The organism is Sinorhizobium kostiense (genome assembly GCF_017874595.1).
GTDB lineage: Bacteria > Pseudomonadota > Alphaproteobacteria > Rhizobiales > Rhizobiaceae > Sinorhizobium > Sinorhizobium kostiense.
In genome coordinates this window covers 1,199,183-1,214,051 of sequence record NZ_JAGILA010000001.1, presented here as the reverse complement: position 1 = coordinate 1,214,051, position 14,869 = coordinate 1,199,183, and the positions used below count along the sequence as shown (strand labels likewise).

The 14,869-nt window shown below is 61.2% G+C and carries 15 protein-coding genes; 3 read left to right on the top strand and 12 right to left on the bottom strand.

Features of this window, described 5'->3' with window-relative positions:
* Positions 1 to 65: 65 nt before the first annotated feature.
* Positions 66 to 662, bottom strand: coding sequence for a TetR/AcrR family transcriptional regulator (locus J2Z31_RS05425; protein ID WP_209600833.1), 597 nt, complete (start codon positions 660 to 662; stop codon positions 66 to 68).
* A gap of 174 nt (positions 663 to 836) precedes the next feature.
* Between J2Z31_RS05425 and J2Z31_RS05420 the strand changes: the two genes are divergently transcribed.
* Positions 837 to 1,247: a RidA family protein gene (locus J2Z31_RS05420; RefSeq protein WP_209600832.1), complete on the top strand. Its 411-nt coding sequence runs from the start codon at positions 837 to 839 to the stop codon at positions 1,245 to 1,247.
* Positions 1,248 to 1,421: 174 nt separating this feature from the next.
* Here the strand turns inward: J2Z31_RS05420 and J2Z31_RS05415 are convergent, their stop codons facing one another.
* On the bottom strand, positions 1,422 to 1,898 hold the full coding sequence (locus J2Z31_RS05415) for an Lrp/AsnC family transcriptional regulator (RefSeq protein ID WP_209600831.1): 477 nt from the start codon (positions 1,896 to 1,898) through the stop codon (positions 1,422 to 1,424).
* A gap of 231 nt (positions 1,899 to 2,129) precedes the next feature.
* Here J2Z31_RS05415 and J2Z31_RS05410 point away from each other — a divergent pair, with 231 nt between their 5' ends.
* Positions 2,130 to 3,455 (top strand): NAD(P)/FAD-dependent oxidoreductase, encoded by a 1,326-nt coding sequence (locus tag J2Z31_RS05410; protein WP_209600830.1) that lies wholly within the window; start codon positions 2,130 to 2,132, stop codon positions 3,453 to 3,455.
* An 8-nt stretch (positions 3,456 to 3,463) separates the two neighbouring features.
* Here J2Z31_RS05410 and J2Z31_RS05405 read toward each other — a convergent pair whose 3' ends face one another.
* From J2Z31_RS05405 to alr, 8 genes are all read right to left on the bottom strand, one after another.
* Entirely contained in the window at positions 3,464 to 4,501 is a 1,038-nt protein-coding gene (locus J2Z31_RS05405) for an L-idonate 5-dehydrogenase (protein ID WP_209600829.1), read from the bottom strand.
* Positions 4,502 to 4,515: 14 nt separating this feature from the next.
* Positions 4,516 to 5,922: a TRAP transporter large permease gene (locus J2Z31_RS05400; protein ID WP_209600828.1), complete on the bottom strand. Its 1,407-nt coding sequence runs from the start codon at positions 5,920 to 5,922 to the stop codon at positions 4,516 to 4,518.
* A gap of 3 nt (positions 5,923 to 5,925) precedes the next feature.
* On the bottom strand, positions 5,926 to 6,498 hold the full coding sequence (locus J2Z31_RS05395; RefSeq protein ID WP_209600827.1) for a TRAP transporter small permease: 573 nt from the start codon (positions 6,496 to 6,498) through the stop codon (positions 5,926 to 5,928).
* Positions 6,499 to 6,564: 66 nt separating this feature from the next.
* Positions 6,565 to 7,539: a sialic acid TRAP transporter substrate-binding protein SiaP gene (locus tag J2Z31_RS05390; RefSeq protein ID WP_209600826.1), complete on the bottom strand. Its 975-nt coding sequence runs from the start codon at positions 7,537 to 7,539 to the stop codon at positions 6,565 to 6,567.
* 37 nt (positions 7,540 to 7,576) lie between these two features.
* Complete coding sequence (locus J2Z31_RS05385; RefSeq protein ID WP_209600825.1) at positions 7,577 to 8,320, bottom strand: FadR/GntR family transcriptional regulator; 744 nt, start codon at positions 8,318 to 8,320, stop codon at positions 7,577 to 7,579.
* A 451-nt stretch (positions 8,321 to 8,771) separates the two neighbouring features.
* On the bottom strand, positions 8,772 to 9,152 hold the full coding sequence (locus J2Z31_RS05380; RefSeq protein ID WP_209600824.1) for a RidA family protein: 381 nt from the start codon (positions 9,150 to 9,152) through the stop codon (positions 8,772 to 8,774).
* 26 nt (positions 9,153 to 9,178) lie between these two features.
* Positions 9,179 to 10,429 carry a D-amino acid dehydrogenase gene (locus J2Z31_RS05375; RefSeq protein WP_209600823.1) on the bottom strand — a complete coding sequence of 417 codons (1,251 nt, stop codon included), beginning with the start codon at positions 10,427 to 10,429 and terminating at the stop codon, positions 9,179 to 9,181.
* Positions 10,430 to 10,450: 21 nt separating this feature from the next.
* The gene (gene alr, locus J2Z31_RS05370) at positions 10,451 to 11,584 is read right to left on the bottom strand and encodes an alanine racemase (RefSeq protein WP_209600822.1); all 1,134 of its coding nucleotides are present in this window, start codon (positions 11,582 to 11,584) and stop codon (positions 10,451 to 10,453) included.
* 124 nt (positions 11,585 to 11,708) lie between these two features.
* Here alr and J2Z31_RS05365 point away from each other — a divergent pair, with 124 nt between their 5' ends.
* Positions 11,709 to 12,173 (top strand): Lrp/AsnC family transcriptional regulator, encoded by a 465-nt coding sequence (locus J2Z31_RS05365; RefSeq protein ID WP_209601077.1) that lies wholly within the window; start codon positions 11,709 to 11,711, stop codon positions 12,171 to 12,173.
* Positions 12,174 to 12,225: 52 nt separating this feature from the next.
* On the opposite strand, the gene J2Z31_RS05360 is transcribed toward J2Z31_RS05365, so the two are convergent.
* Positions 12,226 to 13,746 (bottom strand): sulfatase-like hydrolase/transferase, encoded by a 1,521-nt coding sequence (locus tag J2Z31_RS05360; RefSeq protein WP_209601076.1) that lies wholly within the window; start codon positions 13,744 to 13,746, stop codon positions 12,226 to 12,228.
* Positions 13,747 to 13,923: 177 nt separating this feature from the next.
* Complete coding sequence (locus J2Z31_RS05355; protein WP_209600821.1) at positions 13,924 to 14,736, bottom strand: glycerophosphodiester phosphodiesterase; 813 nt, start codon at positions 14,734 to 14,736, stop codon at positions 13,924 to 13,926.
* Between the last annotated feature and the right edge of the window lie 133 nt (positions 14,737 to 14,869).

The following is a 14,869-nucleotide window of genomic DNA, read 5'->3' as shown; positions in this document are numbered from 1 at the left end:
ACATCAACACGAATACGAGAAAGCTATCTGCCATCCGAACCAGGAAAGGGTCCAGAGCGGCGAGATCATGGTTCTGTCACCGCAAGCAGACCTGAGGCCATTGCCCGGAAAGCATCGATCGCCTTCGGCAGGACTTCCTCCGGATCATCGCTGGCAGCGACCCAAAGGGCCGCGTTCAGCGCTGCACCACTGAGAAGCCTGGCCGCCGCCTCCGGGTCGACCGGCTTGAGGACTTCGCTTTCCAGCAACCGCTCGACTGTCAGCCTAGTCGCATGCAGGCAACTGTTCTGACTGGGCCATGTCGACGGGTCGCCGAGCACGGCAGGTCCATCGAGCAGTACGACCCGCTGCACTTCAGGATCGAGAGCCATCTCGATATAGGCGGTGCCCTCGGCGAGCAGCCCCTGCCAATCGTCTTCGGCTCGCGCGCCGAACTCCTTGGCTCGTGAAGCCATTTCACCGTCAATCTGGTTTACGACCGCTGCCAAAAGTCCGCGCTTGTCTCCGAAGTTGTGGTAGAGCGCGCCTCGCGTCAGGCCGGCATCGGCTGTCAGCTCGTCCATAGATGCCCCGGCAAAACCTTTGTCGGCAAAGGCCTTTCGCGCCGCGGCAATCAGCTTGGCGCGATTCTCTTCCATCATCTCCTGGCGACGTTTTGCCATTCTGGCTCCTGAAGAAATCTCACATACGCTACGTATGTGGCTTGACATACGCAATGTATCCGAGTCAATTAGATACGCGACGTATATCAAATGTGGCGACGCTTGTGAAGTTCTCGTGCAGTCGCGCGATGCTCAAAAGCTTCGACCCACCAGCAATTCAAAGAGGCCAGACAAATGACCAAACGTGATGCAATTTTTCCTCCGAACAAACATGCCCTTTACGAGGCACACGGCTATTCCGCCGCGATCCGGTCTGGCGACCTGTTGTTCGTCTCCGGTCAGGTTGGCAGCCGCGAAGATGGAACGCCCGAACCGGACTTTGGACGTCAGGTCCAACTCGCCTTTGATAATCTTGAAATGACACTGAAAGCGGCAGGTTGCACCTTCGACGATATCGTTGATATCACGACATTCCACACCGATCCCGAAAGCCAGTTCGAGACCGTCATGGGCGTAAAGAACCATATATTCAGCGAGGCTCCCTATCCAAACTGGACGGCGGTCGGTGTAAATTGGCTGGCTGGCTTTGATTTCGAAATCAAGGTTATCGCGCGCGTCCCCGACGCCGTACGATCATTCAGCTAGGGAGTACCTGACCGTTTCATGCCGGTCCTGCGAATTAACTCTGCTGTAAAAGCGCTGGCAAAAAAGTCATTTTGCGAGCGCCTTTAGCAACATGTTTGTGGAAGAAGCCCTCAATGCGCTGCCGCTAGGCGATCCGATCGTAGGCGTTCCCAATTCTTAAATCATCACCGCGGCCTAAACCCGAAACAAACTCGTAAGCGGCATGTGCGCCTTGACGATCGGCGACTTCAAGACGACGAAACTGAAGTATTTGTCAATACCGACGTCCATGTCGGTCAGACGCTCCATGATCGTCTGGTACTCACCGATGCCGGCGGTGACGAATTTCAATAGATAATCGTAGCCGCCCGAGACCAGATGGCACTCTATCACCTGGTCGACCTTGTCGATTGCCGCGAGGAAGCGGGCGAAGTCGATCTGGCGGTGGTTCTTGAGCGTGATTTCTGTAAAGACCGTCAGCGTCTGGCCGAGCTTGCCGACATTGATCTGTGCGGAATAACCCTCGATGTAACCCTCGGACTGCAGCTTTTTCACCCGCATCAGGCACGGGCTCGGCGAGAGGTTGACCAGTTCGGCAAGCTCCACATTGGTGATGCGGCCATTCTTCTGCAATTCGTACAGAATTTTTATGTCGATCCGGTCCAGTTTCATCGCGTGCCTCCGCTTGCCGAGAGGGTAACGGTGCAGCACGTTATGCCAGACTGTTCCCGACAGCGACCTTAACATGTTGGATGCGCCTGTCGATTTCATTTCACGCAATCCACCGAAGCAGAAACCGCCACGCCTTTCTGACAAGCAGAATTTTCTGCCGTCAAGCTCCAGATCTCCGGCAACGCCTTGGATGTGAAAGCGCTAGACTGGTCGCAGAATGGAGACAATGCCATGTCCGCACCGCTGAAACTCTTCGACACCACCCCATCCCTGCCCGCGATCGCCGACGCGGTGGTGATCGGCGGCGGCATCATCGGCGTTTTCACGGCCTATTATCTTGCCCGCCGCGGATTGAAGGTGGCGCTCGTCGAAAAGGGTCGCATTGGCGCGGAGCAGTCCAGCCGCAATTGGGGCTGGTGCAGACAGCAAAACCGCGATGCCCGCGAACTGCCGATGGCGACGAAGAGTCTCGACCTGTGGGAACGCTTCGCGGAAGAGAGCGGCGAAGATACCGGCTTCCGGCGCTGCGGTCTCTTCTATCTGAGCAACAGCGAGGAGGAGCTGTCAGGCTGGGCGCGGTGGCGCGATTTTGCCCGCACGGTCGGCGTCACTACGCACATGCTGGATAGCGCCGAGGCGACCGAGCGCGGCCGTGCGACGGGAAAGCCATGGAAGGGCGGCGTCTTTTCACCGAGCGATGGCACCGCCGATCCGGCAATTGCCGCACCCGCGGTGGCGCGTGCGATCCTGAAGCTCGGCGGCACGGTGCACCAATCCTGCGCCGCCCGCGGCATCGAACTGGAAGGCGGGTGCCTGTCCGCCGTCGTTACCGAACATGGCACCATCCGCACGAAAACCGCCGTGCTCGCCGGCGGCGCCTGGGCCTCCTCCTTCTGCCGCCAGCTCGGTGTCCGCTTCCCGCAGGCGTCGGTCCGCTCGTCGATCCTTTCTGTTTCACCGGGCGCTGCCGGCTTGCCGGACGCGCTTCATACGGCAGGCGTTTCGGTGACGCGTCGCAGCGATGGCGGTTACACGCTGGCAATCAGCGGCCGCGGCCGCGTCGACCCCACGCCGCAGCAGTTGCGCTTCGCACCGCAATTTCTGCCGATGTTCCTCCGTCGCTGGCGCAGCATAGCACCTGGCGGCATCGAAGGCGTTTGCTCCGGACACGAGACCTTGGCTCGCTGGCGACTCGACCAGCCGACGCCGATGGAGCGCATGCGGATTCTCGATCCGGCGGTGGACAAACACACTATACGGCTTACCCACTCGCGTGCACTCGAACTCCTTCCCGCCTTGAAGAACACGCACATCACAGCGGCCTGGGCAGGCTACATCGACAGCACTCCCGACGGTGTCCCCGGCATCGGGGAGATTGCGAGCATACCCGGCTTCATCCTTGCCGCCGGCTTCAGCGGCCATGGCTTCGGCATCGGGCCGGGCGCCGGCCATCTGATCGCCGACATCATCACCGGCGACGAGCCGATCGTCGATCCCCGTCCCTACCATCCGGATCGCTTCGGCAAATCCGCCTGGGGCAAGGTCGCCGACTTCTGACGACCCGTTTAAAAACTCAGTTGCACCTTGCAGGCCGACGACCGATCGCCTGCCTGCTCGAAGGCCGCGATCGCCTGCTCAATTGAAAATTCATGAGAAATTATCGGCCGGACGTCGATTCGGCGCGTGGCGATGAGCTCAACGGCGCGGGCGAATTCGGTGTCGAAGCGCTGCGATCCGACGAGTCGCAATTCCTTGCCGACCAGAGCATTGAGTGGGAGCGTGATATCCCCCGTCACCCCGACCTGCACGATCTGGCCACGCGGCCTAACCGCAGCGATCGCACTCCTGAGCGCCGGTCCCGCCGCGGAGCACTCGAAGGCCAGATCGAACTGGCCTTTCTCAGCTTCGAAGGGAGCGAGCGCCATCGGATCACGCCGAACATTGAGCGCTTTCGTCGCGCCCATTGCGATTGCGCGCTCGAGCGCCGCATCGGCGAGATCGGAGACGACGATCGTCCCGGCGCCCGCATGGCGGGCGGCGGAAACCACCAGCGCGCCGATCGGTCCTGCGCCGGTGACGAGGACATGCTTGCCGTTGAGATCGCTGGCTTGCGCAACGGCGTGGAGGCAGACTGCCAGGGGTTCGGCGCAGGCAGCTTCTCCGGCACTGACCAGGGTACCCGCTGGAAAGCATTGGCTGGCCGGGACGACCAGCCAATCGCGAAACATCCCCTGCGTATGAGGCAGGCGCATGGCACTGCCCATGAAGCGCATATTGAGGCAGTGGATGGCCGCGCCCTCGCGGCAGAACCGGCATTCCCCGCAAGGCTGGCTCGGATTGACCGACACCAATGCGCCGACCGCAATCCCCGATACGTTGGCGCCGAGCGCTGCGACATATCCGGATCCCTCATGGCCGGGAATGATCGGCTCGCGCACCCGTACAGGCCCGAAGCCGCCGTCCAGATAATAATGTAGATCGGAACCGCAGATGCCAGCCGCTGCCATCTTGAGCAGCACCTCGCCCTCCCCTGGCTCGCCAATGTCGGCGACCTCCAGCCGGAGGTCGCCAGGGCCATGGAGCCGCGCCAGACGCGTGCGCATGATCGCTCTCCCCGTCAGCGGATGAGCCCGACGACACCCGGCAGCCAAAGCGTCACCGCCGGAACGAACGTGATCAGCAGCAGGGCGATGAAGAGGGGCAGCAGCCAGGGCAGGATCGCCATCGTCGTCCGTTCGACCGAGAGCTTCGCGACGCGCGAGAGTACGAAGAGGACCATGCCGAGCGGCGGGTGCAGCAGGCCGATCATCAGGTTCAAGGTCATGATCAGGCCGAAATGCACCGGATCGATGCCGAACTGCGTGACCAGCGGCAACAGGATCGGCACGAGTATAGTGATGGCGGCGATCGTATCCAGGAAGCAGCCCACGAAGAGCATCAGCAGGTTCACCAGGATCAGAAAGACCCACTTATTGTCGGTGATCGTCAGGATCGCGCCTGAGAGCATCTGCGCGGCCTGGCTCACCGTCAGCAACCAGGCGAAAATAGAAGCGGCAGTGACGATAAACAGCACCGAAGCGGTCGTCTCGATCGTATCGAAGGTCGCCCGAGCGAGCGTCGACATAGTCATGCTCCGGTAGCGCACGAGCCCGAGAAACAGCGACCAGAGAACCGCGGCGACCGCGGCTTCTGTCGGCGTGAACCAGCCCATCGTCATGCCGCCAATCAGGATGACCGGGGTCATCAGCGCCATGACCGCGGAAAAGTCGAAATACCAGTCGAGCGCGAGAAGCGCGACGAGAGCAAGGCCGACCGCGACGTTCATCGAGAGGCCGGCGGACATCAACAGGTAGATGACGAGTGGCACGGACAGAACGACGACCACCTCGAGAGAAGCCGATAACAGGCGCCTGATCTCGAACGGCGTGTCGGAGCCCCAGCCGCGCCGATAGGCAAAGATGGCGACCGTCAGCATCATCAGCAGGGTCATCACCACGCCCGGCACGATCCCCGCCATGAACAGCGCGCCGATCGAAACATTCGCCATCATGCCGTAGATGACGAACGGTAGCGACGGCGGGAAGATGGGTCCTAGCGTTGCCGAGGCGGCAGTGACGCCGACCGCGGCGTCCACGGGATAGCCGTGATCCTTCATCGCCTTGATCTCGATCGTGCCGATGCCGGCGGCATCCGCCAGTGCCGTGCCCGACATTCCGGAAAAGATCACCGAACCGATGATGTTCACCTGCGCGAGCCCTCCCTTCATCCAGCCGACCAGCGCGACGGCGAAGGAATAGATGCGGCCGGTAACGCCGGCGGAGTTCATCAGGTTGCCGGCGAGAATGAAGAAGGGCACCGCAAGCAGTGGAAAGCTCTCGACGCCTGCAATCATCCGCTGCGCCGCGATGATATCGGGCGCGACATTGTAGAAGAGGAGATAGAGCACCGACGCCACGGCCATGGAGATGGCGACGGGCACGCCGATCAGCATCAGAAGCAGAAAGGAACCGACAAGCAGAAGCATGGATCAGCCCTCGACCTTATGGAATTCCTCGGGCCTTTCGAGAACCGAGTAGCCGCGGCGTTGATTGCCGATAAAGACCTGTATGGAGCGAATCAGCATCAGCACGAAGCCGGCCATGACGCTGTAGAAGACGATGTTGCGCGGCAGGTCGACGGTGACCATGCGCTCGTGGGCAACGATCTCGACGTAACGCCACATCAGCCAGCAGGCATAGGCGAAGAAGCCGATGCGCACGAGATCTACGAAAGTCGCCATGCCGCGAGCGACGGGACGAGGCAGGTAATGATAGAGCACATCGACCTGGATGTGCCGCGAGACGCGCACGCACATGACGGAGCCAAGGAACACCACGCCGATCAGGCAATTCGTGGCGATCTCCTCCGTCCAGGCGTAGGAATCATTGAGGACATAACGGGTGAAGAATTGCAGAAACACACAGCCCGTCATCACCCAGAAAACAGCGAGCGTGACCCAATCCTCGACGGCATAGCTTGAAACATCCGCGGCGGGCGGGGCCTCGTCGAAGGACTGGGCGATTTCCTCCGGCGTCACTTGCAAATGGACTTCCTGTGACATCAGCGATCATCCGGCAAAGAGTGGCGGAATGCCGGCCGCCTCAGCTTGCGGCCGGCAATCTATGGTTCACTTGACGGCGCGGATGGCCTCCCAGTCCTCCTTCCGGTAGCCAAAATCCTCGAGCGCCACCTTTTCCATCACGTTCGACTCGAAGTCAGCCTTGTCGACTTCGGTCACCTCAAGGCCGCGCTCCTTGAAGGTCGCAACGAGGGCCTTTTCACGCTCTTCGATGGTCTTGGTGGCGCGCTCGGCGGCCTGCTGCATCACCTCGGTGAAGATCTGCTTATCCGCATCGGAGAGCTGCGACCAAAGCGATTTCGACACGACCGTGTTCAGGTGGTCGACGATATGCCCCGTCAACACGATGTGCTTCTGGACTTCGAAGAACTTCTTCGCCTCGATCGTTGTCAGCGGGTTTTCCTGCGCCTCGACCGTGCCGTTCTGCAGGGCAAGATAGACCTCCGCGAAGGCGATTGGCGTCGTGTTCGCACCGCAGGCCCGTGGCATCGCCAGATAGGCCGGAACGTCCGGGACCCGCATCTTCAGGCCCTGCATGTCGGCGCATTTGGAAATGGGTCTGTTCGACGTGGTGTGGCGGGTGCCGTAATAGGTGACGGCGGTGATGTGATTGCCGGACGCCTCCTCGTAGCCCTTGGCGAGATTCTTGAAGACGTCGCTTTTGGTATAGGCGATCAGATGGGCGGGGTCGCGAAAGGTGTAGGGAAAATAGGTGACGCCAATCGGCGCATATTCGCGCGCGGCAAAGCTCGAGCCGGAGATGATGATGTCGACCGTGCCGAGCTTCAAGCCCTGGTTGATATCGGCCTCCTTGCCGAGCTGCGACGCAGGAAAGACGTCGATCTTGTAGCGTCCCTCGGTGCGCTTGCCGATCTCTTCGGCGGCCCAGACGGATTCTGTGTGGAACGGCTCGGAAGTCTCATAGACATGAGCCCACTTGAGCGCCGTCTGGGCTTCAGCGGTGATGGCCGAAGCGAGGATGGTGGCAGTCGCACCCAGTAGAGTAAGCAGTCTGAACCTCATCTTCATTCTCCTCCCAAAGTGAGATCTTGCGGCGATGCTATTTTCCCCCGGCACGCCTCCAGGCGGCGTGCATCGTGCTGTCGGTCGTTTCCTCCCCGAAACTTGCCGACAGGCGAAGTTGCGACTGGTCGAGATGCGCCCGCATCGCGGCACGTGCAGCCGCCGGATCGCCGGCGGCGATCGCGTCACGGATCACACGATGCTCTTCCATTGCCGCGCGCCATGTCTCCGTGTTCTCGAAATAGCTGGCGAGTTTCTCGAAATAGGGCGTCATGCGCATATCGTGGATACTGCCGACAAAGCGGTTCAGCGTCTGATTGGCGATGATGCTCGCAACGAGGACATGAAATTCGCGGTCGATCGACAGCGCCATACGGCGATCCTCGATCGACGCCGCCATTCGCGCCAGATTGTCGTCGAGAATGGCGATATGCTCGGGACGCGCCAGCCGGGCGGCCTCCTCGGCAATCGCGCACTCTACGACCGCCCTTGCCCTCAGCAATTCGAACGGACCTTCGAAATCCTCTGGCGGCTCGTCGGACGCGGGCACCTTGCGCGCCGTGATGTAGATGCCGGATCCCATGCGGATGTCGATGAAGCCTTCGACCTCCAGCACGATCAATGCCTCGCGGATCGTCGGCCGGGAAACACCAAACTTCTGTGCCAGATCGCGCTCGGCGGGAAGTCGGGAGCCGGGAGCCAGTTCGCCCCGCACGATCAGGTCCCGCATCTGGTCCGCGACCTGACGATAGAGGCGGCGCGATTCCACGGCAGAGAACATCATCTTCTCCAAAGCGACCTGTGGTTTAGGCCGCCCAGGTGGCCAGGTGGTCATACCAATTTGGTTAGAATACGTGCATTCGCTCCTGAGTCAATCTCTACAATTGTTCAAGCGGCGGTTCACTACCGGAAGTGGCTCCGTCGCACCTTGAATGAGGCGACACCCGGCGTCAAATGTCCGCATTTGCTGCGGCATCAGCCGGGGAGCGGCATGATCGCATCGTGATTGTGTTGCCAGTCCTGGAATGTGAGATGTGTTGACGGCCTAAGGAGGTGTCGAGCCGTCATCAGAAACGGCTCGGTGAATTGCGGCTATCCACCCTTGAGGCGACGGCTGCCCGTCACTTCTGTCCGGCCGGGGAAAACCGCGCGTCGAGTTTCATTCCGTCTGGACAGGGGCGGCGCGCCACCCTCAGTGGTCGGGCGCCGCCCCAGGCGCTGGCTTGCCGCCCCTATGCCAGCGCGATCACGGCTTCGATTTCCACTTGCGCCCCCTTCGGCAGCGCACTCACCTCGTAACAGGCACGTGCCGGATAGGGCTTCTGGAAGAATGTCGCATACTCATTGTTGATGTCAGCGAACTTGGAAAGATCAGTCAGCAGCACCGTCGTCTTGACGGCCCTCTCAATACCGGAACCTGCTGCTTGGGCGATCGCGGCGATGTTCTTCAGGCATTGCCTCGCCTGCTCCACCGGATCGTTGGAAACGAGCTCCCCGGTCGCCGGGTCGATAGGAAGCTGACCCGAGACGAAGAGCAGATCACCTGCCTTTATTGCCTGCGAAAACGGGCCAATGGCGCCCGGTGCTTCAGCGGTTGCAATCGCGTCGATCATAGATTCCTCCGAACTTGGTTTTTGGATCAGCTGTAGCGGACGATCGCCAGATCGGCCGCATCGATTTCCGGCTTCCGGCCGCTCACCAGATCGCTGATGAGCCGCGCCGAACCGCAGCTCATGGTCCAGCCAAGCGTGCCGTGGCCAGTATTCAGGAAAAGGCCTGCAACGTTGGTCGGTCCGATCACCGGCGTTCCATCCGGCGTCATCGGCCTCAGGCCGGACCAGAATGACGCCTCGCGCAAGTCGCCGCCCGGGAACAGGTCGGTGACAGAATGCTCGAGCGTGTGGCGACGCGCACTGCAGAGGTCATTGGTGTAGCCGGAAATCTCCGCCATGCCGCCGACCCGAATCCGGTCACCGAGCCTGGTGATCGCAATCTTGTAGGTTTCATCCATCACGGTCGATTCCGGTGCGCGGGATGCGTCGGTGATGGGGATCGTCAACGAATAGCCTTTGACGGGATAGACCGGCAGCTTGATACCGAGCGGCTTCAGGAGGAGCGGTGAATAGCTGCCGAGCGCCACGACGACAGCATCCGCGCTCAGCCACCCACGATCGGTGGCGACCCCGACAATCCGCCCGCCCTCCTTGCCCAGGCTCTTGATGTTGGTACCGTGGGCGAAGCGGACGCCAAGCTCTGCCGCCTTCGCGGCGAGGGCGTTGGTGAACTTGAAGCAGTCACCGGTCTCGTCGTTCGGCGTCAGCAGCCCGCCGACGATTTTTTCGCGGACATGCTGTAGCGCGGGCTCGGCCCGGATGCAGCCGTCACGGTCAAGCACCTCGTACGGCACCCCATCGGCTGCCAGCGCCTTGACGTCCTTGGCAGAGGCGTCGAGTTGCTGCTGCGTCCGGAAGAGCTGGAGCGTGCCCTGCATTCGCTCGTCGTAGCCGATGCCGGTTTCAGCCCGCACTTCGGCGAGAGATGTCCGGCTGTAATCGGCCAGTCGCAGCATCCGGCTCTTGTTGATCGCGTAGCGCTCGGCCGTGCAGTTTCTCAGCATCTGGAGCATCCAGGTGAGCATCGCGCGGTCGAGCTTGGGGCGCAGGATCAACGGCGCGTGCTGCATCAAAAGCCATTTCAGCGCCTTCACCGGGATGCCCGGGGCCGCCCAGGGCGAGCAATAACCGAATGAGACTTCGCCTGCATTGGCGAAGCTCGTTTCCAGGGCCGCGCCTTCCTGGCGGTCGACGACTGTGACCTCGTGTCCGGCTTTGGCAAGCTGGTAGGCGCTGGTCACGCCGATCACGCCGGCGCCGAGAACGATGACTTTCATGGTTTCCTCAAAAATGTTTGCTCAGCGATACTGACGTTCGTAGCGGTGACCGAGGCCGGTCAGGATTTCGTAGGAGATCGTGCCGGCGGCTTCGGCGACATCCTCAAGCGTCTGGTTCGGCCCGAGGACCTCGACAAGGCTGCCAAGCGAAAGCGTGCCTTCGGGCAGCCCGGTGACATCCACCGTGATGCTATCCATCGAGACACGTCCGACGATCGGCAGGCGAACGCCGCCATAAAAAACCGCGCCTCGATCACTGAGACTGCGAGGAAGGCCATCGGCGTAACCGGCTGCGATGGTAGCGAGCCTCATTTCGGCGGATGTCATGTATGCGCCGCCATATCCGACCCGTGTCCCAGCGGGAACCGTCCTTGTCTGGATGACGGCGACATCGAGCCGGACGATCGGCTCCATGGGATTGGCTCTGCCTGCCGTGGGCGCGCCACCGTAGAGGGCTATTCCCGGGCGAGCCAGAACGCCATGATAGTCGTCGCCGAGAAACACGCCGCCCGAATTGGCAAAAGAGATTTTCACGCCGGGAAACTCGGCGGCGACTTTGCGCATCTCGAGGAGTTGGCCTGCATTCTGCCTGTTGTCCACCTCGTCGGCGGAGGCGAGATGGCTCATAATGAAGAGAACTTCGACCGACGCGCAGCCCTTGAGATCGGCCGCGAGCGCGCTTCTTTCCTCTGGTGGGACGCCCAAGCGCGACATGCCCGTGTCGAACTGCAAGACGGCCGGAAGAACGCGTCCGAGCTTCTGCCCTGCCGACGACCACCGCCTGAATTGCTCGAGTGAGTTCAGCACCGGAATGATGCCAGCGTCGGCGCAGGTGACCTCCGCTCCGGGCTGTAGTCCGTTGAGCACGAATATCTGCGTGTCGTTCGGCAGAAGCGGCCTGAGCTTGATTGCCTCCGCCAGGTGCGCAACGAAGAAATCCCTGCAGCCTTGCGCATGGAGGGCTTTGCAGACCTGCTCCCCACCCAGACCGTAGGCGTTCGCCTTGACCACGGCTCCGGCCGTTGCCGGTGCGACAGCTGCCGAAAGCTTCCGGTAGTTTCGGCGCAGGGCGGCAAGGTCAATGGTCAGGTAGCCGGAAGCCCCCGCACGAGCTTCGGTCTGTCGATCCTGAACCTGTAATGCGTGATGAACCATGTGCAGCCTCCCGTCTGCACCGGAAGATATTGAAATTATCGTTGAATTTCCTGGCTGTTGTCGATCGTTTGTTTCAATGTATGATAACTATTCGAACGATGTTCAAGAAATTGGAACATTCTGCATGACCGCAATTGACGCGATCGACCGTAATATCCTGCGCCTGCTGCGGCTCAACGCGCGCATGAGCAATGCCCGCCTTGCCGCGGAAATCGGCCTGTCACCTTCTGCTTGTTTGCGCCGGATAAAACTGCTCGAGGACGCCGGAGTCATCCGCGGCTACACGGCATTGGTGGAGAGCGGGAGTTCCGAGGACACGATCGCGGTTATCATCAACATCACGCTCGAACGGCAAACCGAGGAGCATCTCGACCGGTTCGAAGCGGCCGTTCGCAAGCATCCGGAAATCCGCGAGTGCTTTCTGATGACCGGCGGATCAGACTATCTGCTGAGGGTGGAAGTGGCAGGCGCGGGCGAGTTCGAGAGAATTCACAAGGAAATCCTCTCGACACTACCGGGGGTGCTGAGAATTCATTCAAGCTTCTCGATTCGAAATGTTCTGGCCACTCGCACCAGGAGGCGACGCTGAATCGAGGTCGCTTCAAAGTGACATGCGGTCATGCTGCGCGCTTTGCGCATCTTCACCAGGTCGCTTCAATCCCAACACGTGTGTAGGCTTCGGGCGGAGCATCGCTGGCGCGCATGAGCTCCTGCATCAGACGTGTCATTGCCTCCTCGATTTCCGGCGCAGCAAGGGGCCTCTCCTGACCTGGATCATCGGCGAGATCGTAGAGCCGGGTGTCGCTCTCGAGGAGCGCGCCAGGACCGTAATTGTCGAACATGGGCGAACGCTCGATCACCGGTATCTTGAGGACCGGCGCTCCGTTTGTGAACGGCATGGGCGGCGCAAGCGTAGCGCCGGCGAGTTCCTCGGGCTTAAACGGCTCCCAGATGTGCGTCGGCATCAGCGTATATTGATAAAGCTCCTGGGAGCGAGGGTCGGGCGGGAAGCGATGATAGGTATAACGTCCGTCCGTGACGTTGATCGCGCCGCCGAAATAGCCGAATAATGCGCCGCTGCGCAGCGAACCATCAGCGTCGAGCAGCGGCAGCAGCGAGCGCCCCTGCATGTCGGCAAGGGTCGGCACGTCGAACAGATCGAGAAAGGTCGGCGCGAGATCGATGGTCTGGGTCAGAGCCGATCGCCGGACGCCGGCGTTGCCCGGCCGCCGATGGTCGTACACGAACAACGGGATGTGCACGATCTCCTCATACATGTTCATCCGGTTCTTCGCCCAGAAATCGTGCTCGCCGAGCAGAAAACCGTGGTCGGTAGTGACGACGAGCGACGTATCGCGCCAGAGGTCGTGCGCATCGAAACAGTCGAGAATCTGGCCGACAAGGAAGTCGCAAAGCGCAATGACGGCGTAGTAGTTGGCGCGAAGTTCCTCGCACTCCTCCGGCAGCTCGTCGACGCGGCCGTATCGCGGCCAGTCGCGAACCGGACCGTTCCAGCCCGTCGTGAATGCCTCGCGAAACCGGTCGGGCGCGGTGAAAGGTTCATGCGGGTCGAACGTTTCGATCTGCAGGAGCCAGTCGTCCGCGGTCCGGTTCCGCTCGATGAACTCCAGTCCGGCGGCGAAACAGCGTACCGAGGGGTACTCGCTCTCGTCCTTGATGAATTCGCGGTTGACGATGTTGCGGCGGAACTTGTCGCGTGCCGATTGGCTGAATTGCCGCTCATGATACATCTGCCGCAAGCGCTCCCATGGTGGCTGGACCATGGCCTTCCAGGGATCACCCTCCTGCCCACGGATGAAGTCGTAGCTGTCATAACGGGTGTGATAGGTGGCGCCGCCATCCTCGAAATAGTGAAAGTGATCGGTGACGAGATGGCTGTAGGAGCCGGCCCGGCAAAGCATTTCGAGAAAGGAATCGTCAAAAGGTTCAAGGGGGCCCCAGCTGCGGTGGAGAAAGCTGAGCCGGCCGGACTGCAGGTCGCGGCGTGCCGGCATGCACGGCAGGCTGCCCACATAGTGGCGCTCGAATGTTGCGGTGCGTTCGGCCAGACGGGCAAAATTTGGCGTCGGCACTCGCCTTCCTCCATAGGGCGAGAGCACGTGTCGGTTGAGCGAATCAAACAGGACGAAGACGACCTTCATCGATCCTTGTCCCTCGTTCAAAGCTGCCAATGCAGTTATCCGGTTCGCCGCTCACTCCGGTCTCTCGTCCGGAAATGCGCGACCGCTCATTTTTCGCCGAAAAGATCGCGGCTGCAAGTGGGCCGGAGCCGAGGCGTTCCCAGCGGTAAGCAGTCACGGCCTGCGGACGATCGGGAGCTATCGGCTGGCGCGGCCGGCGCGCCTGGCGAGCATGGCGATGAACGGCACGTCATCGCCCGAGATCGTGTCGACGAGACCGTCGGCGATCCATTGCACGAGTCGCGGCAAGGGATCGCGTCCGCCGCGCCAATAGCGGGTGAGCACGTCTGGGCGCGGCACGTGTATGCGGTTGCTGAAGCCCGCTTCATGCAAAGCCTTCGCGTCATCGGGGTGGAACATGTCGAGCTCTATCGAGACCGAGTTCGCGCTGCACGCCGTCAGCACGCCGACGAGGTCGGCATGGCGCGCGTGCGTGATGGCTTCGGTCCTGATGTCCGGGTGGCGCTCCACCGCGCGCTTGAGCAGCACATGGTCGAAGCCGATGACCATGACCCGTTCGACGGTACCCGTCGCTCGCAGCAAGGCTGCCACGCGATCGACGGCAATGTCCGGTCGCTCCATCTCCTTGATCTCGAGCAAAACGCCCACGTCATCCGCCTTCGCCCAATCGAGCACCTCCGCCACAGTCGGTACCTTCGTGCCGGCAAAGGCGGGATGGAACCGAGCCCCCGCATCCAGTCTACGGATCTGGTCGAGGCTGAGATCGGCTGCAAAGCCGTGCCCGTCCGTCGTCCTGTCAACGGTCAGATCATGCATTACGACCGGCTCACCATCCGCGGTCAGCACAACGTCGATCTCGACCGTGGTGGCCCCGGCGGCCTTTGCCGCTTCGAATGCCGGCCACGTGTTCTCGGGATAGTGGAGGCTGTAGCCGCGATGCCCGCAGACATGGGCATGGCCCGCTTCGCTGGCAAAGAAACTGAAGGCCATTCGATCTGATCCTCTATCGCGCAGCGCGACTTCTCAGTCGACATTCCTATGACTGTTCGCGAACAATAGCCCGATCCCGCTGGACGGCTAATGCGTATTGATAGTTGGACATTCCCCGAAGCGCATTCATAAT